The 16937-nt window shown below is 63.5% G+C and carries 14 protein-coding genes; 6 read left to right on the forward strand and 8 right to left on the reverse strand.

Features of this window, described 5'->3' with window-relative positions:
* Positions 1-13 precede the first annotated feature (13 nt).
* The 3 genes from HGP13_RS01565 to HGP13_RS01575 all read right to left on the reverse strand — a co-directional run bounded on the left by HGP13_RS01565 (position 14) and on the right by HGP13_RS01575 (position 4846).
* Positions 14-3493, reverse strand: a complete 3480-nt coding sequence (locus tag HGP13_RS01565; RefSeq protein ID WP_172220565.1) for an indolepyruvate ferredoxin oxidoreductase family protein — start codon at positions 3491-3493, stop codon at positions 14-16.
* Positions 3494-3702: 209 nt separating this feature from the next.
* Complete coding sequence (locus HGP13_RS01570) at positions 3703-4242, reverse strand: hypothetical protein (RefSeq protein ID WP_172220569.1); 540 nt, start codon at positions 4240-4242, stop codon at positions 3703-3705.
* Positions 4235-4846 (reverse strand): CGNR zinc finger domain-containing protein, encoded by a 612-nt coding sequence (locus HGP13_RS01575; protein WP_172220572.1) that lies wholly within the window; start codon positions 4844-4846, stop codon positions 4235-4237. Before HGP13_RS01575 ends, HGP13_RS01570 begins: the two co-directional genes overlap by 8 nt.
* Before the next feature lie 151 nt (positions 4847-4997).
* Between HGP13_RS01575 and HGP13_RS01580 the strand changes: the two genes are divergently transcribed.
* The 4 genes from HGP13_RS01580 (at position 4998) to HGP13_RS01595 (ending at position 9503) form a co-directional block, all read left to right on the forward strand.
* The gene (locus HGP13_RS01580; protein WP_172220575.1) at positions 4998-5903 is read left to right on the forward strand and encodes a branched-chain amino acid ABC transporter permease; all 906 of its coding nucleotides are present in this window, start codon (positions 4998-5000) and stop codon (positions 5901-5903) included.
* A 183-nt stretch (positions 5904-6086) separates the two neighbouring features.
* Entirely contained in the window at positions 6087-6671 is a 585-nt protein-coding gene (locus HGP13_RS01585; RefSeq protein ID WP_172220578.1) for a TRAP transporter small permease subunit, read from the forward strand.
* Complete coding sequence (locus HGP13_RS01590) at positions 6668-8461, forward strand: TRAP transporter large permease subunit (RefSeq protein ID WP_172220581.1); 1794 nt, start codon at positions 6668-6670, stop codon at positions 8459-8461. The genes HGP13_RS01585 and HGP13_RS01590 overlap by 4 nt, the downstream gene beginning before the upstream one ends.
* A gap of 13 nt (positions 8462-8474) precedes the next feature.
* On the forward strand, positions 8475-9503 hold the full coding sequence (locus tag HGP13_RS01595) for a zinc-dependent alcohol dehydrogenase family protein (RefSeq protein WP_172220584.1): 1029 nt from the start codon (positions 8475-8477) through the stop codon (positions 9501-9503).
* A gap of 106 nt (positions 9504-9609) precedes the next feature.
* Here HGP13_RS01595 and HGP13_RS01600 read toward each other — a convergent pair whose 3' ends face one another.
* On the reverse strand, positions 9610-10719 hold the full coding sequence (locus tag HGP13_RS01600) for a TRAP transporter substrate-binding protein (RefSeq protein ID WP_172220587.1): 1110 nt from the start codon (positions 10717-10719) through the stop codon (positions 9610-9612).
* 264 nt (positions 10720-10983) lie between these two features.
* On the opposite strand from HGP13_RS01600, the gene HGP13_RS01605 reads away from it, so the two are divergent.
* On the forward strand, positions 10984-11757 hold the full coding sequence (locus tag HGP13_RS01605; RefSeq protein ID WP_172220590.1) for a gamma-glutamyl-gamma-aminobutyrate hydrolase family protein: 774 nt from the start codon (positions 10984-10986) through the stop codon (positions 11755-11757).
* Between the two features lie 7 nt (positions 11758-11764).
* Here HGP13_RS01605 and HGP13_RS01610 read toward each other — a convergent pair whose 3' ends face one another.
* The 4 genes from HGP13_RS01610 to HGP13_RS01625 form a co-directional block, all read right to left on the reverse strand.
* Positions 11765-12154, reverse strand: coding sequence for a hypothetical protein (locus HGP13_RS01610; RefSeq protein ID WP_172220593.1), 390 nt, complete (start codon positions 12152-12154; stop codon positions 11765-11767).
* An 84-nt stretch (positions 12155-12238) separates the two neighbouring features.
* Complete coding sequence (locus HGP13_RS01615; protein WP_172220596.1) at positions 12239-13222, reverse strand: 2-hydroxyacid dehydrogenase; 984 nt, start codon at positions 13220-13222, stop codon at positions 12239-12241.
* Positions 13219-14241 carry a LacI family DNA-binding transcriptional regulator gene (locus HGP13_RS01620; protein WP_081850252.1) on the reverse strand — a complete coding sequence of 341 codons (1023 nt, stop codon included), beginning with the start codon at positions 14239-14241 and terminating at the stop codon, positions 13219-13221. The genes HGP13_RS01615 and HGP13_RS01620 overlap by 4 nt, the downstream gene beginning before the upstream one ends.
* 78 nt (positions 14242-14319) lie before the next feature.
* Positions 14320-15204: a DMT family transporter gene (locus HGP13_RS01625; protein WP_172220599.1), complete on the reverse strand. Its 885-nt coding sequence runs from the start codon at positions 15202-15204 to the stop codon at positions 14320-14322.
* Positions 15205-15697: 493 nt separating this feature from the next.
* Here HGP13_RS01625 and HGP13_RS01630 point away from each other — a divergent pair, with 493 nt between their 5' ends.
* Entirely contained in the window at positions 15698-16936 is a 1239-nt protein-coding gene (locus HGP13_RS01630) for a multidrug effflux MFS transporter (protein WP_172220601.1), read from the forward strand.
* Position 16937 lies beyond the last annotated feature (1 nt).

The raw sequence follows: 16937 nt of genomic DNA on the forward strand, positions 1-16937 counted from the left end.
GTAAACAAGGCCTTCACTCGGCGGCCTGAAGTGCCGATCCCGCAGGTGCGTTTGCGAGGCGCTGGAGCAACCGGGAGCGCTCGCCCGCGGCCTTTTCAGCACTGGCCTGCCGGACATGGCCATAACCACGGATGAGCGCGGGGACCGAGACGAGCGCGACCGCCGCATCAGCCTTACCCGGTGCCAGCGACTGGGTGACGAGCTCAAGATCGCCTTCATATTGTGCCAAAAGCTGCCGTTCCATGCGCCGTTCGGCGGTGTAGCCGAACAGGTCGAAAGCGCTGCCGCGCAGGCCTTTCAGCGCTGCCAGCAGGCGAAAACCCTTCATCATCCAGGGTCCGAAGCTCGATTTCCTCGGGCTTCCGTCATTGCCGCGACGTCCCATGATCGGCGGCGCGAGATGGAATTCGAGTTTCTCGTAGCTCTGGAACTGCTTTCCAAGCTCGGCGGCGAAGGAGCCGTCGGTGTAGAGCCGCGCCACCTCGTATTCATCCTTGATCGCCATCAGCTTGAACAGGCTCCTGGCCGCCGCCTCGGTCACGGCGGTCGAGCCGGGCACGGCCTTCGCTTCCGCGGCGCGCAGCAGCGCCAGCCTGTCGGCATAGCGCTTGCCGTAGGCGGCGTTCTGATAGGCGGTCAGGAAGGCGACACGGCGGGCAATGATCTCGTCCAGCGTCTGCGCGACCGGGGCGGTTTGTCCCGCCTTGCCCGGCTGGGCGACGAGGCCGCGCACGAAATCCGGCTGGTGCGCCGCACGGCGGCCCCAACGGAAGGCGGCGATGTTCATCGCCACCGCTTCGCCGTTCAATTCGATAGCTTTTTCAACGGCTTCCGCCGACAACGGCAGACCGCCATGCTGGAACGCAAAGCCGAGCATGAACATGTTGGCGCCGAGCGAATTGCCGAACAGCGCGGTGGCGGTGCGGGTGGCGTCGAAGAAATGCGCCTTGTCGTCGCCGGCGGCGGTGCGGATCGCTTTCTTCAGGCGTTCGATCGGCAACGAGAAATCCGCTGAGCGGGCAAACTCGCCGGGCATGATCTCGGCGGTGTTGGCGAGGAAGATGGTGTGGCCCTCGCGCACCGCCGTCAGCACCTTCTTGGCGCCCGAGACGACGAGATCGCAGCCAAGCACGAGATCGGCCTTCCCCGCCGAAACACGGATGGCATGGATGTCGTCCGGCGTGCGGGCAATGCGGACATGGGTGAACACTGAGCCGCCCTTCTGGGCAAGGCCGGCCATGTCGATCATGCCGCAGCCCTTGTCCTCGAGATGGGCCGCCATGCCGAGCACGGCGCCGACGGTGACGACGCCGGTGCCGCCGACACCGTCGATGATCGCCGCCCAACCCTCAGTGCCCAGCGGGAATTCGGCAGGCGTCGGCACGCCATCGAGCGGATCGGTCTTGCCGGCCAGACGTTCAGCCTTGCGGATCTTGGCGCCGTGCACGGTAACGAAGGACGGGCAGAAGCCGTTGACGCAGGAGAAATCCTTGTTGCAGCTCGACTGGTCGATCTTGCGCTTGCGGCCGAATTCGGTCTCGACCGGCTGGATGGAGACGCAGTTCGACTGCACGCCGCAATCGCCGCAGCCTTCGCAGACCAGTTCGTTGATGAAGACGCGCTTGTCGGGATCGGGAAAGGTGCCGCGCTTGCGGCGCCGGCGTTTTTCGGCGGCACAGGTCTGGTCGTAGAGCAGGACCGATACGCCCTTGACGTCGCGCAGCTCGCGCTGGACGAGATCGAGGTCGTCGCGGTGGTGGATGGTGGCGCCGGACGGGAATTCGGCCTTGCCGGCATATTTGCCCGGTTCGTCGGTGACGATGGCGATGCGGTCCACACCCTCGGCGCGCACCTGCCTGGCGATCATGTCCACCGTCAGGCCGCCCTCATGCGGCTGGCCGCCGGTCATCGCCACGGCATCGTTGTAGAGGATCTTGTAGGTGATGTTGGCATCGCTCGACAGGGCGAAGCGGATCGCCAGCGTACCGGAATGGTTGTAGGTGCCGTCACCCAGATTCTGGAAGATGTGGCCGCGCTTCGAGAACGGCGCCTGGCCGACCCATTGCGCGCCCTCGCCGCCCATGGCGGTGAAGCTCAGCGTGTTGCGGTCCATCCAAAGCGCCATGAAATGGCAGCCGATGCCGGCGGCGGCGATCGAGCCATCCGGCACCTTGGTCGAGGAATTGTGCGGGCAGCCGGAACAGAAGAAGGGCGTGCGCGAACCGATGTCGGTGGCATCCGCCAGCATCGCCTGAAACTGGCGCAGCTTGCCCACCCGCGCCGAAATCTCCTCTGACGGACCGATGGTTTTGACGATCCTCTCGCCAAGGGCAATGGCGATCTCGTTGGGGTCGAGCGCGCCCTTGGCGGGGAATAGCCAGTCGCCGCGCTCGTCCTTCTTGCCGAGGATGACCGGCTGCGTGGCGGTGCCGTAGAGGCTTTCGCGCAACTGCACCTCGATCAGCGAGCGTTTCTCCTCGACGACGACGATGGTGTCGAGGCCGCGGGCAAAGTCGGCGATGTGATGCAGGTCGAGCGGCCAGGGGCAGCCGACCTTGAACAGCCGCACGCCGATGCGGTTGGCGGCGGCCTCGTCGATGCCGATATCCTCCAGCGCCTGGCGGACATCGAGGTAGCTCTTGCCCAGGGTGATGATGCCGAGCTTCGGGCTGCGGCCGCCGGAATAGACAATATGGTTCAGCCCGTTGGCATGGATGAAGGCGGAGGCTGCGGCGCGCTTGTGCTCATGCAGCCGCTCCTCCTGGCCCAGCATGTCGATCTCGTGGCGGATGTTGAGGCCGCCCGGCGGCATGTCGAACTCTGGCACGACGATGTTGAGCCGTTCGAGCGAGGCATCGACCGAGGCCGTCGATTCGATGTTGTCCTTGACGCATTTGATCGCCGCCCAGGTGCCGGCGAAACGCGACATGGCAAAGCCGTAGAGGCCGTAGTCGATGATCTCCTGGACGCCGGCCGGATTGAGGATCGGCACCATGGTGTCGACGAACAGGAATTCGGTGGCATGTGCGTTGGTCGAGGATTCGGCCATATGGTCGTCACCCATCAGCGCGAGCACACCGCCATGCTTGGACGAGCCGGCGAGATTGGCGTGGCGGAACACATCGCCTGAACGATCGACGCCCGGCCCCTTGCCGTACCAGACCGAAAAGACACCGTCATGGGTGCCCTCGCCCAGCAGTTCCGTCTGCTGCGACCCCCAGCAGGCAGTGGCGGCAAGCTCCTCGTTGAGGCCGGGCTGGAAGACGATGTCGGCTCCGGCGAGCTGCTTCTTCGCCTTCCACAGCTGCATGTCGAGGCCGCCGAGCGGCGAGCCGCGATAGCCGGAGACGAAACCGGCCGTGTTCAGCCCGGCACGGCGGTCGCGCTCGCGCTGCATCAGGAGCATGCGGATGACCGCCTGCGCGCCGGACAGGAAGATGCGCTCCTTTCCGAGGTCGAACTTGTCGTCGAGCGCGACATCATGCAGCGTCATCAGGCATTTCCTCTGCGGAGGCCGCGCGGGGGCAGGCAGCCAACCTCGGAGTCGGATGACGCATCCTTTCTCCCCTTGCAAGGCAGGTCAAACAAAATCGCAGGCGCCAGGCAACGCGAAACGAACAGTCCGCAGCCATCCCGAACCGCTACGAAACCGACCCGCGGACGTTGCCCGACGCACGAAAATTTCAACAGTTGCCGCTGCGCCTAGATGGCTTTCGAGCAATCCGGCTTCGGCTCATCCGGCAGCTTGCCGTCGGGATGGCCGACCAGGTCGGGGTTAGCCGTATAGAGTTGGTCGATGACCAGCGGCCGGTCGGGCAGCACCGACTGATCCTCCGTCGACATCAATGTGGTGTCGATCTTCTGCAGGACCGCACCGTCGGAGCCCTTGATGCTGATGGCGATCGCATAAGGCTTGTTCTTGACGACGCAGGTGAGCGCCGGGCTTTCCAGGGTCACCTTGTCGAGCTTCGGCCAGACCTTCTGCTCGACCACCAGCGGCGCGCCGCCGGCGGGATCCTGGAAGCTGGCGACCGCGACCTGGCCCTCGCCCATCGGCTGCAGGGGCCGCAATGTCACGACATAGGTTGCCCTGGCGAGACGGTAGTTGAAGACGAATATCTTGCCGGAGATTTCGAACAGCCTGCCTTCGCTTTCCTTGCCGGTGTCGCGGCAGGCGCCGAGCGCAGCGGCAGCAATCAATGCCGCGCCGACAACGATCGAACGGGAAAACCTCTTAAGCATCTTTGACCTCATTGGCCGCCAAGCGGCGGCGGCGATAGTGACGACTTGCCTTCTGACGGTTGCCGCACACCGCCATGTCGCACCAAAGGCGGCTGGAATTGCGGCTCCTGTCGACGAACAGCCAAGTGCAGTTGGGACAGATCCTGAGCCTTGCGACGGTATCGTCGCGCAGCAGCGACAGGGCCGAAACCGCCAGCGCCGCCTCAAAGGCGATCGGGGTCGCAGGGTTCCCGAACGGCCTTCCCGCCGCACCGATCTCGGTCCGGCTGCCGGCCAGGCCCTCGGCGCAGGCGCGCAGGAACTCAGGCAGGTCAGCGGTGGCGACCGCACCTTTCGATACCGCGCCGCGAAACAGCCGGTCGGTCGTCTCGCGGATCGACAGCACGACGGGCGCGATCGCCGTGGGCGAGGATACCGCCAGCCGCCTGTCGCCAAGCTCGGCGGCGCGAAAGCCGCTGGCCGCATCGGCGAAGCAGGCAATCTCGGCCGGATCATCGAAGCGGTCGAATGTTTTCTCCGGATCGCCGCGCAGCACGACGGTGTTGGCCGTGTCGAGCGCAAGCATGCCGCCGGTGAAGCGGTGTGGGATCCAGGATACCGTCATGCCAGAAATCTAACCGATAAATCGCATTTGACAAGTTAGATTCAGCAATGCAAACCTTCACATGGGCGCGGTCACCGCAGCCTTTGTCTTGCGCATGTCGTTGTCCCAAAGCCGCCGCGCTGTTTTGATCGACATGCTCCTGGGGTTTTGCATGCTCTACTTCTTCCAGCAGGTGCTGAACGGGCTGCATTCGGGCGCGCTCTATGCGTTGCTCGCCTTCGGCTACGTGCTGACCAACGGCATCCTGCACCGCACCAACCTCGCCTATGGCGCGCTGTTCGCCTTCTGCGGCCAGGTCATGATCCTGAGCGTCGCCTTCGGCTACCAGGTGCTGTGGCTGACGCTGTTGGCATCGGTGCTGTTCGGCGTCGTCGCGGCATTGCTCTATGCCGCGCTGATCAGCCACGTCCTGTCGCGCAGCGTCTTCGAACCGTTGGCCGACCGTACGCCCAATGCCATCGTGGTGACGACGCTGGGCATCCTGATCGTCCTGTCGGAATCAAGCCGCATCGCCGCCGATACCCATGATCTGTGGCTGCCGCCAATGCTTGCCCAGCCCATCGTCTTCGCTGAAGGCGCCGGCTTCAAAGCGACGCTGACACTGATCCAGGTGCTGGACTGCGCGGTGGTGCTGGCGGCAATCGCACTCGCCACCCGGGGGTTTGCCCGCTCGAACTTCGGCCGATCCTGGCGCGCTGTCTCCGACGACCCTCGAGCCGCGGCGCTGTGCGGCGTCGATGTACGCCGCGTGTTCCGGCATGCCGTGCTGCTCGGTGGCTTCTGCGCCGCCCTGGCCGGTGTCATGGCCAGCCTCTACTATGGCAATGTCAGCTTTGGTTCCGGCCTCGTCTACGGTCTGAAGATTCTGTTCGTGACGGCGGTCGGCGGCTATCTCTCGCCACCACGGGCGGCCCTGGGCGCGGCCGCCTTCGGCATGGCCGAATCACTGTGGGCCGGCTATTTCCCGGTCGAATGGCGCGATGCCTGGATGTACCTGTTCCTGGTGGCCATGCTGATCCTGATCGGCGCCGGCCGCGACACCGGCAAGGTCGTCTGAACCCCTCAGACTTTGGTTGCATGACGCCGGGGCAGACCGCCAGTCTCCGGCCTCCGCTTTTATTTGATGCTGTTTTGTTGCTCCCATCCTTGTTGACCCGTCAGTCCACGCGCGGCATACCGTTGGACCAAGCGGCGTGACGGCAGGGGGAGCCGGCGCGCCTCCGGTACAAGGGAGGACTGCATGGAAGGGCCGCTCGCTCTGTCGCGGGGTATCGACCGCCTCAACGAATTCATCGGCAAATCGGTATCCTGGCTGATCCTGCTGGCGATCCTGGTGAGCGCCGCCAATGCCATCATCCGCAAGATCTTCGATATTTCGTCGAATGCGTGGCTGGAGCTGCAATGGTACCTGTTCGGCGCCGCCTTCATGCTGGCGGCCGCCTACACGCTGAAGCAGAACGAGCATATCCGCATCGACATCGTCTACGGTATGTTTTCACGTCGCGTGCAGCATTGGATCGACCTTCTCGGCCACATTCTGTTCCTGATGCCGTTCGTGACGCTGATGGTCATCTATTTCGTCCCCTATGTGTCGCTGTCGATCCGCAGTGGCGAGATGTCCAACAATTCCGGCGGGCTGATCGTCTGGCCGGCCAAGGCCATCCTGCTGGTCGGGTTTTTCCTTCTGGCACTGCAGGGCATTTCCGAGATCATCAAGAAGATCGCCATCATGCGGGGCGTCATGGACGATCCCAACCCCTTCATTTCCGTGCACGAACAGGCTGAACTCGAAGCCAAGGCGCTCGCCGACGAGGTGCGCTCGTGATGGAATTCATTGCCCAGAACATGGCGCCGATCATGTTCGCCTCGCTGATCCTGTTCATGCTGATCGGCTATCCCGTCGCCTTCTCTCTGGCCGCGAACGGATTGATGTTCTTCTTTATCGGCGTGCTTTTGACGCCCTATTCGGGCGGTGCGATCAACCTCGCATGGCCGCTGCTCTATGCGCTTCCGGACAATTTCTACGGCAGCCGGGTGATGTCGAACGACACGCTGCTGGCCATTCCGTTCTTCACCTTCATGGGCATCGTGCTCGAACGATCGGGCATGGCCGAGGACCTGCTCGACACGATCGGCCAGCTGTTCGGGCCGATCCGTGGCGGCCTCGCCTATGCCGTGATCTTCGTCGGCGCATTGCTGGCCGCTACCACCGGCGTGGTGGCGGCATCGGTCATCGCCATGGGATTGATCTCGCTGCCGATCATGCTGCGCTATGGGTATGACCGCCGGCTGGCGTCCGGCGTCATCGCCGCCTCGGGTACGCTCGCCCAGATCATCCCGCCTTCGCTGGTGCTGATCGTGCTCGCCGACCAGCTCGGCCGCTCGGTCGGCGACATGTATGCCGGCGCGCTGATCCCCGGCCTGGTCCTGACCGGGCTCTATGCGTTTTACATTCTCATCGTCTCGATCTTCCGGCCCAAAATGGTGCCGGCGCTGCCGCTCGAAGCGCGCACGCTCGGCCATGGTGTGATTTCGCTGCTGGTGGCGCTGGTGGTGTCGGTGGCCATTTCCTATGCCGCGTACCGCTACCTGGCACCGGCGCATGGCGACAATGCGGACATTCTCGGCGCCTGCGTCGGCGTGATCCTGATCTATGTCGTCGCGATTGCCGACAGGAGGCTGAATATCAACATGATGTCGCGGCTGGCGCAGCAGGTGGTGATCGTGCTGATCCCGCCGCTGGCGCTGATCTTCCTGGTGCTGGGCACCATCTTCCTCGGCATCGCCACGCCAACGGAAGGCGGCGCCATGGGCGCGGTCGGCGCACTGGCAATGGCCGCGGCAAAGGGCCGGCTGTCGCTGGACGTGATCAAGCAGGCACTGGCCTCGACGACACGGCTGTCGTCCTTCGTGCTGTTCATCCTGATCGGCGCGCGGGTGTTCTCGCTCACCTTCTACGGCGTCAACGGCCAGATCTGGGTCGAGCACCTTTTGACCTCGCTGCCGGGCGGCGAAGTCGGCTTCCTGATCGGCGTCAACATCCTCGTCTTCTTCCTGGCCTTCTTCCTCGACTTCTTCGAACTGGCCTTCATCATCGTGCCGCTGCTGGCGCCGGCGGCCGACAAGCTCGGCATCGACCTGATCTGGTTCGGCGTGCTGCTCGGCGTCAACATGCAGACCAGCTTCATGCATCCACCCTTCGGCTTCGCGCTGTTCTACCTGCGCTCGGTCGCCGCCCGCGTGCCCTATCTCGACCGCCTTACGGGCAAGCAGATCGCGCCTGTGACGACCGGGCAGATCTATTGGGGCGCGGTGCCTTTCGTCCTGATCCAGGTGGTGATGATCGGACTGACCATCACATTCCCGCAAATGGTGATGCGCTATAAGGGCACAGTGATCGATCCGGGCACGATCGACTACAAGGTGCCGGAAGTGCCCGGCCTGTCGCCGCTCGGCACTCCGCCGGTTGGTGGCACAGCTCCTGCCAATGGCGGTGCCGCACCGGCAGCGCCCGGCACGCCGGACCTGTCGCAACCGCCGAGTTTCGGGGATGCGCCGCCGGCCAAGCCGGCGACACCGACACCGGACCTGTCGCAGCCGCCGAGCTTCAACTGATGGGGGCAATGCCATGAAAGCAGTGCGGCTGGAGGCGGTGGGCAGCATCGCGCTGCGCGAGGTTGACAAACCTGTCCCCGGCCCGGACGAGATTCTGGTCCGGATCGAGGCCTGCGGCGTCTGCGGCACCGACCGCCACCTTTTCCATGGTGAATTCCCCTGCCGACCGCCAGTGACGCCCGGGCATGAGTTTTCGGGCATCATCGAGGCGATCGGCAACGCCGTCTCCGGCTTTGCCGTCGGCGACCGTGTCACCGGCGATCCCAACATCGCCTGCGGGCGATGTCCGCATTGCCATGCCGGCCGGGTCAATCTCTGCCGCAATCTCAATGCCATCGGCATCCATCGCGATGGCGGTTTTGCGGACTATGTCGCTCTGCCGCACAAGCAGGCCTTCATCCTGCCCGCCGATCTACCGCCGACGCATGGTGCATTCTGCGAGCCGCTTGGCTGCTGCCTGCATGGCGTGGATCTGGCCGAGATCAGGCCGGGCAGTTCGGTGGTCGTGCTTGGCGGCGGCGTAATCGGCCTGCTCACCGTACAGCTGGCGCGGCTGGCCGGCGCCACCGCCATCATCCTGTCGACCAGGCAGGCTTCGCGGCGCACGCTTGCAGAAGCGCTCGGCGCTACCGTGACGGTCGATCCCACCGCCGCCGATGTCATCGACGCCATCGCCGGACCGGCAGGCTTGATGCCGGGCGGCGCCGACGTGGTGTTCGAATGCGCCGGCGTGCGCGCGACTGTCGAGCAGTCGATGCAGCTGGCAAGGGCCGGCGGCACAGTCGTTATCGTCGGCGTGACACCGCAAGGCGTGAAGGCAGAATTCGAGCCCTTCGACCTGTTGTTTAGGGAATTGAAGGTGGTTGGCTCGTTCCTCAATCCCTACACGCATCGCCGCGCCGCCGAGCTTATCGCGTCGGGCGCGATCGAGATCGACCGGCTGATCTCCAGGCAGGTGCCACTCGAAGAGGCGGCTGATGTCATCGCCAATCCGCCGACGCCCGGCGAGGTCAAGGTGCTGGTGGTTCCAGGACGGGGTTGAGGATGGCAGTTCCCTTCTCCCCGTCACTATTCGAAGGTGTCGGCAGGCGGATGAGGGGCCGTGCAGACTTCGGTTGTTAGCCGGCGCGAACCCTCTTCAACCAGTTCTACAGCTTGCCGTTGCGCTGCTGCACCATCATGAAGGTGTCGTAATTGTACTCGGCCACCTGTGCCCAGAGATAGTGCTCCTTGCGGAAGCCCTTGATCGATTCCCAGATCTTCTTGAACGGCGCGTTGGAGGCCTCCATCTCGGCATAGACCTCGTTGGCCTTCTCGAAGCAGGCGGCCATGATGTCCTGGCTGAACGGACGCAGTTTGGCGCCGCCGGCGACCAGGCGCTTCACCGCCGCGGGATTCACATAATCGTATTTCTGCAGCATGTCGGCATCGGCAGCCTGCGCGGCGGTGCGCAGCAGCGATTTGTAAGCCGGCGAAAGCTCTTCGTATTTCGCCTTGTTGAACATCAAATGGACGGTCGGGCCACCTTCCCACCAGCCGGGATAGTAGTAATAGGGCGCGACCTTGTAAAAGCCGAGCTTCTCGTCGTCATAGGGGCCAACCCATTCGGCGGCGTCGATCGTGCCTTTTTCCAGCGCCGGATAGATGTCGCCGCCGGCGATCTGCTGCGGCACGACGCCGAGCTTCTGCACCACCTTGCCGGCAAAGCCGCCAATGCGCATCTTGAGGCCCGAGAGATCGGCGACCGTATTGATCTCCTTGCGGAACCAGCCGCCCATCTGCACGCCGGTGTTGCCGCCCGGCAGGCCGAAAAGGCCCTGTGTGGCAAGAAACTCGTTGAACAGATCAATGCCGCCGCCATGGTAATGCCAGGCATTCATGCCGCGCGCGTTGAGCGAAAAGGGAACCGCCGCGCCGAGCGCCCATGTCGGGTCCTTGCCCCAGTAATAATATGCCACCGTATGGCAGGCCTCGACCGTGCCGGCCGTGGTGGCGTCCGCGGCCTGCAGGCCGGGCACGAGTTCGCCGGCGGCAAAGACCTGGACCTGGAAATTGCCGTCGGTGGCTTCCGACAGCATCTTGGAGAACACTTCGGCGCCGCCATAGATGGTGTCGAGCGATTTAGGGAAGGACGACGCCAGCCGCCATGTCACCTTGGGGTTGGACTGGGCGATTGCCGGAGCGGCGAGCGTTGCCGCTGCGGCGGCGGCACCGACACCGGTCACGCCGGCCTTGCGAATGAATGAACGACGATCCATGCAATTCCTCCCTTTTGGATCAACAGACCGATTTTCGGGAAATCCTCGGCTTCCCGCATCGGTTGGCCCAAACAATACACGGGCAAGAGGTCTAGTCCAGCACGGCGGCCAGATTTGGTAACCAAGCCATGCGACCCTGCAACTATAGTCTAACAAGGGATTTCGTGGACTATGCGACACGCTGAAACTTGGCATGGAAAAAGACGTCCGGATCGCCTATTTTGAAGGCAGAACATCCCTTGCCCGATGGAAACCAGACCCAAAATGCACCAACCGCTCGTCGCCGTATCGACCGACACCCGTCAGTTCGACAACTACACCTGGCATGCCGCCCCGCAGCAATATCTGCAAGCAGCGATTACCGGCGCTGGCGTGTTCCCGCTTTTGGTGCCATCGTTCGGCGACAGGCTCGACTTCGACGAACTTTTGTCTTCTGTCGACGGCGTCATGGTCACCGGCTCGAAATCCAACGTGCATCCCTCGCTCTATGGTGGTGATGCCAGCGAAGCCAACGGTCCTTACGACCCGGCGCGTGACGCCACCACGCTGCCGCTGATTCGCCGGGCGATCGAGCGCGGCGTGCCGCTGCTCGCCATCTGCCGTGGCATCCAGGAGCTGAACGTCGCGCTCGGCGGCACGCTGGGCACCGAGATTCAGGAGCGCGAGGGTTCGCTGGACCACCGCGCACCGGTGAGCGACAAACAGGACGAACGCTTCGCCATCCACCAGACCATTTCGATCAAAGCGGGCAGTTGCCTTGCCGGCGTGTTCGGCGCCGGTGACATCAAGGTCAATTCCTTGCATCGCCAGGCGATCGACCGGCTGGGCTCGAAGCTCGAGATCGAGGCCGTTGCTGCTGACGGCACGGTCGAAGCGGTTTCGGTCAAGGGAGCCCGCGCCTTTGCCGTCGGCGTCCAGTGGCATCCGGAATACTGGGTCAAATCGGACAGCAACTCGGCCAAGATTTTCCGCGCCTTCGGCGATGCGGTGCGCCTGCATGCGGTGGCAAAGGCTGGCTCGCGGGCTGCCGCGGAATAGTCAGTCGTCAGTCCTGATCGCTCGCCAATGACAGCAAGGGTGTGGCCGGGGCGTAAGACTCGTAGCCATCTCCGTCGGCAACGCTGAAGGTGACAATCGGATCGACGCCGTTGGCGCTGAAGGCGACGGTGCCGTCATTCTGTTCACGCCAAAACTTTGCCCGTTCTATGCCAGCCAGCAGACGACGGCATGTCGGAGCGACGGTAAGCTGGGATAAGCCATCCGAAATTTCGGCCCCGCGGCTGACCGCGCAGGCTGCCTCATCGCCATTGGCGACCAGCCTGTAGGTGTTGGACGGCGCGGCTTCATTGGCGACGCTTTCCCCATTGCCGTCATGAAACAGCTGAACGCCGCCAAACAGGGCGGCGGCGGTGACCAATGCGGAAAGCACTTTCATCGTTCTTCATCCATGCAAGCGGGGCAGGATGAAGAATGATTTCAAAGGGTTAAGCTGACGTTAATAAATGTGGCAACATGCCACTCAGCCGGGCGCTTTCACATGCACCGTCTCCGGCACCGGTGTCAGGGGTCGGCGGTCTGTGAACCATGACACCAGATTGTCGACGCAGAGATCAGCCATGGCCCGGCGTGTATGCTCCGAAGCCGAGCCGACATGCGGCAACAGCGACGTGTTGGGCGCATCGAGCAACGCCCTGGGCACGTTCGGTTCGTCGGCGAAGACATCGAGCCCCGCGGCGGCGATGGTGCCGTCGGCAAGCGCCGCCGCCAGTGCTGCCTCATCGACCGTGCTGCCGCGGCCGATATTGACGAAGACGCCGTTGGCGCCAAGCGCCGACAGGATCTCGGCATTGACCGCCTTCTGCGTCGAAGCCCCACCAGGCGCCACCGAAATCAGCGTATCGACCGCTTCGGCAAGGCCCTTCAGCGTCGGGTGGTATTGATAGGAAAGGCCTTCAACACGGCGCCGGTTGTGGTAGGCGACCGACAGGCCGAACGCCTCAAGCCGCCGGGCAATGGCTTGCCCGATACGACCCATGCCGAAAATCCCGACACGGCGCGCGCGCAAGGTCAGCCGGCTCAGCGAATAGTTGCCCTTGCGCAGCCAGCTGCCGTCGCGCAGCCAGTTTTCCGCACGTGGCAGGTCACGGATCGTGTTGATCAGCAGCCCGATCGCGGTGTCGGCGACCTCCTCGGTCAGCACGTCGGGCGTGTTGGTGACCATGATGTTCTTCGCTGCCGCATGGCCGACATCGACAGAGTCATAACCGACGCCGAAGGAGGCGATGAGTTCGAGATTGGGCAAGGCATCCATCATCGCGGCGCTGATGCCGGCAAAGGAGGCAATGCCGCGCACCGTGCGGCGCATCTCGTCGGTGACCAGCACCGGATCGGCGCGTTCGATCCTGACCTGGTTGAAGGTCCGGTCGATACGCCTGACGGCATGGTCGCTGAAGTCCGCCGGCACCAGAATGGCGACGGCTTGCAGCTGTTCGGCCTTGGTCATGCACGCTCCACCGGCTTGCCGGTCGACTGGCGCACATGCAGTTCCGGCTTGATCAGTTCCTGCGAGGGCCGCACCGTCTGCCCGTTGAGCTTGTCGAGCAGCGCGCTGGCAGCGCGGCGGCCAACCTCGCGCTGGCCGTTCCAGACGGTGGTCAGCGCCGGCGTGGCGATCGCCGCCTCCTCGAGATCGTCATAGCCGGTGACGGAGATGTCGATGCCCGGTACCAGGCCGGCGCGCGCAATACCATTCATCAGGCCGATGGCGACGAGATCGTTCCAGCAGCAGGCGGCGGTCGGCTTGTCCTTCAGCGCCAGGAACTGCCCGGCGGCCTCGAAGCCCGCCTGCTTGGTGCGCGGGCCGGCGATGCGCCAGGACGGCCTGACCTCCAGCCCGGCCGCCTCCATGGCGTTGACATAGCCCTGATAGCGGTCACGGCCGGTCGAGGTCTGGTCGGTGCCGCCGATCATGGCGATGCGCTTGTGGCCAAGCGAGATCAGATGGTTGGTGGCAAGGCCTGTTCCATAAGAATCGTCGCCACGAAACACCGGCACGTCGGCGCCCTCGACGGTGCGGGCGATCAGCACTGCCGGCAGGCCGTTCTCCTCGGCCATCAGGATGTCGGAAGCCGGAGTGCCGATGGCCGGCGACATGATGACGCCGTCGGCGCCGAGCTGCAGCAGCGTATCGATGAAGGTGCGCTGCTTTTCGAGCTGATCGTAGTGGTTGGACAGGATGAAGGTCTGACGGCTGCGGTCGAGCTCGCTCTCGATCGAACGCAGTATCTCGGCGAAGAACGGGTTCATGATGTCGTGGACGACAACGCCGACAATGCCCGAGCGCGAGGTGCGCAGGCTGGCGGCACGGCGGTTGTAGATGTAGCCGATGGCGCGCGCATGTTCCTTGATGCGGTCGCGCGTCGAGCCCGCAACCAGCGGGCTGTCGCGCAGCGCCAGCGACACGGTGGCCGTGGACACGCCGAGTGCATCGGCGATCGTCGAAAGCTTGATTTTTTGTGCCAGCGCTTTGCGCTCCCCGAACGACCTGAATTCCGACCTAAACTGTTTAAAGGCGGCGTTATGCCACCGATCGGGGGCAAATCAAAGTTTTTTTGCCAGCGCCTCAGCCTCGACATCGGAGGCCGCGCGGCTCTGCAGCCGAAGACGGTGCTCGCGATGGACGATATAGAGGCCACTGGCAACGATGATGGCGGCGCCGACCAGCGTCCAGCGGTCGGGGAACTGGTTGAAGACGATCAAGCCGGAAATGATCATCCACACCATCTGCGAATAGGGATAGGGCGCCAATGCCGTGGTCGTCGCCAGCCGGTAGGCCTGGACCAGCAGCCAGTGTCCGACACCGCCGAAGACGCCGAGCATGAGCAGCACGAACCAGTGCCAGCCATCATGCGGCAGCGAGAAGGAAAACGGCAGCATGGGCAAAAGCAGCACCGCCGGCGCCAGCGCCGAAAACAGGATCAGGCTTTCCGAGGTCTCGGTCGCCGACATGCGGCGCGTCATGATGACATAGAAGCTGTTCGACAGCATCGAGCCGAGCGCGAAGAGATGGCCGATGCCGAAAACGCCGACACCTGGCCTTGTGATGATCAGAACCCCAGCGAAAGCAGCCAGAATGGCCAGCCAACGCCGCCAACCGGCCCATTCGCCGAGCAGCGGGCCGGCAAGCGCAGTGATCACCATCGGCCCGAAGAAATAGATCGATGTCGTCTCGGCCAGTTGCAGGGAGCGCAGGGCCAGAATGTTGCACATGGTCGAGCCGAACAGGCACAGGCCGCGCAGCACATGCGCCGGCAGGTTGACCGGACGAAATCGCATCGGTTGGCGCCAGCCGCGCAGCAGCGTACCAACGAGCACGACATGCACGGCAAAGCGCACCCAGGCGACGATCAGCGCGGAAACGCCGGCAAGGACAAGATATTTGCTTGAGGTGTCGAGGAAGGTGAAGCAGACATAGGTGGAAAGCATGCACAAGATCGCCACGGGCGGCGTCGCGCTTTCTAGATATTTTTGGGAAGCATTCACTTGCAGGCCGGGGGAAGAGCTGGGCTGAACCCCACCTTTGCGGGAATTGTCGCTTGCCGGCAAGCCAAAAGCGCCTGGCACAACAAGACGCGTCGGCAGGCTTAGCCAGCCCCCGTCCGTCTAGCATGTGGTGGCCCAAACCGCTCCCCCGCTCGGGCCGAGCGTGGGGACAGGCTACACGCACTGTCTCTGTTGTCGATCGACGTCGAAAGCATGCTGCCTTGACGACATGCGGCTTTCCGCCTAGCTCTGACGCCATGATCGCAAAAACTTTGATCGTCGTAAGGGAGCGCATGGGCAGGATGGTGTAACCATCCGGCGGAAGCACCCATGCGCGGTAAGCAGGCTCCTGACGGGGCCTTTTTTATGCCCGGAATTTGTGCCGCCGCCCCGTCAGAACCCTCACTTCAATCCCACCGACAAGGCGAGCGAGATCATGGCGAGCGATACCCCCATCCGGAGTCCGGGCACAGACATATCACGGAGAGCGATAGTCTCTGAACCCGCTGCTCCACCCCGACTGATCACCCTTATCCTGCTTTCGGCTCTTGCCGTGTTGCCGGTGAACATGATTTTGCCGTCGCTGCCGAACATTGCCGCAACGTTCCAAGCCGATTTCGCATTGGTCAATCTGTCGGTTGCCGGCTTTGCGATCATCACCGCTGTCATCGAGGCCATCGGAGGCGCACTATCGGACCGATTTGGGCGCAGGCCGGTCGTCCTGATATCTCTCTCGACCTTCATCATTGCGTCCATTGGCAGCGCTTTGGCGCCCAATATCGGCATCTTCCTTGTGTTTCGCGCGATGCAGGCGTGCATTGGCCCCTGCTATTCCGTCGCTCTGGTCATCATCAAGGAGACATCGGATGAGCGCGAAACCGCCAGCAAATTTGGCTATCTCGCCATGGGGTGGGCGCTCGCGCCCATGGTCGGTCCTCTGTTTGGCGGGTCACTGGACGAACTGTTCGGATGGCGGTCAAGCTTCGTTGTCTTCGCGATCCTTGGTACAGCCGCCCTCGCCCTATCGATGCGCGAGATCAAAAGAACCCCGGTGTCGAGGTCACACAGGAATTACGCTCACTCCTACAGGCTGCTCCTGAGTTCGGCGCGGTTTTGGGCCTACACACTGTGCATGGCCGCCTCGATGGGCGTGCTTTATGTCTTTCTGGGCGGCGCCCCGTTGGTCGTCGGTGACGCGCTCGATGGATCAAGCGCAAAGCTCGGCCTTTACATGGGACTGGTCCCCACCGGCTTCATTCTCGGCAGCTATCTGGCCGGGCGTTACGCCTCGAAGACCTCGCTCGGCGCCATACTTGTTTTTGCGCGCCTCCTAACCTGCGCCGGCCTGTCGGCCGGTCTGGTCCTGTCAAGCTTTGGCATCACTCACGTCCTGGCCTTCTTTGGACCTTGCCTGTTCATCGGCATCGGTAATGGATTGACCATGCCTGCCGCCAACAGCGGCGCCTTGTCGGTGCGACCGGATCTGGTTGGCACGGCCGCAGGACTGTCCGCCGCAATGCGGATCGGTGGTGGGGCTCTCATAGCCTCCATCGCCGGCCTGTTCCTGGCAGATTCGATCCCTGCGCTGTTCGTCACGATGCTGATATCGGCGGCACTGGCATTGTTGGCGGCGCTGTATGCCGCCTTTCTCGACCGGCAACATACAGCCGATTGAT

The organism is Mesorhizobium sp. NZP2077 (assembly GCF_013170805.1).
Taxonomy (GTDB): Bacteria; Pseudomonadota; Alphaproteobacteria; order Rhizobiales; family Rhizobiaceae; genus Mesorhizobium.

Excerpts from the sequence above, each read along its gene's own strand:
- HGP13_RS01610 (WP_172220593.1), bottom strand. The coding sequence starts at position 12,154 with ATGAAAGTGCTTTCCGCATTGGTCACCGCCGCCGCCCTGTTTGGCGGC.
- HGP13_RS01600 (WP_172220587.1), bottom strand. The coding sequence starts at position 10,719 with ATGGATCGTCGTTCATTCATTCGCAAGGCCGGCGTGACCGGTGTCGGT.
- HGP13_RS01615 (WP_172220596.1), bottom strand. The coding sequence starts at position 13,222 with ATGACCAAGGCCGAACAGCTGCAAGCCGTCGCCATTCTGGTGCCGGCG.
- HGP13_RS01565 (WP_172220565.1), bottom strand. The coding sequence starts at position 3,493 with ATGACGCTGCATGATGTCGCGCTCGACGACAAGTTCGACCTCGGAAAG.
- HGP13_RS01570 (WP_172220569.1), bottom strand. The coding sequence starts at position 4,242 with ATGCTTAAGAGGTTTTCCCGTTCGATCGTTGTCGGCGCGGCATTGATT.
- HGP13_RS01580 (WP_172220575.1), top strand. The coding sequence starts at position 4,998 with ATGCTCTACTTCTTCCAGCAGGTGCTGAACGGGCTGCATTCGGGCGCG.
- HGP13_RS01625 (WP_172220599.1), bottom strand. The coding sequence starts at position 15,204 with ATGCTTTCCACCTATGTCTGCTTCACCTTCCTCGACACCTCAAGCAAA.
- HGP13_RS01575 (WP_172220572.1), bottom strand. The coding sequence starts at position 4,846 with ATGACGGTATCCTGGATCCCACACCGCTTCACCGGCGGCATGCTTGCG.
- HGP13_RS01630 (WP_172220601.1), top strand. The coding sequence starts at position 15,698 with ATGGCGAGCGATACCCCCATCCGGAGTCCGGGCACAGACATATCACGG.
- HGP13_RS01605 (WP_172220590.1), top strand. The coding sequence starts at position 10,984 with ATGCACCAACCGCTCGTCGCCGTATCGACCGACACCCGTCAGTTCGAC.
- HGP13_RS01585 (WP_172220578.1), top strand. The coding sequence starts at position 6,087 with ATGGAAGGGCCGCTCGCTCTGTCGCGGGGTATCGACCGCCTCAACGAA.
- HGP13_RS01595 (WP_172220584.1), top strand. The coding sequence starts at position 8,475 with ATGAAAGCAGTGCGGCTGGAGGCGGTGGGCAGCATCGCGCTGCGCGAG.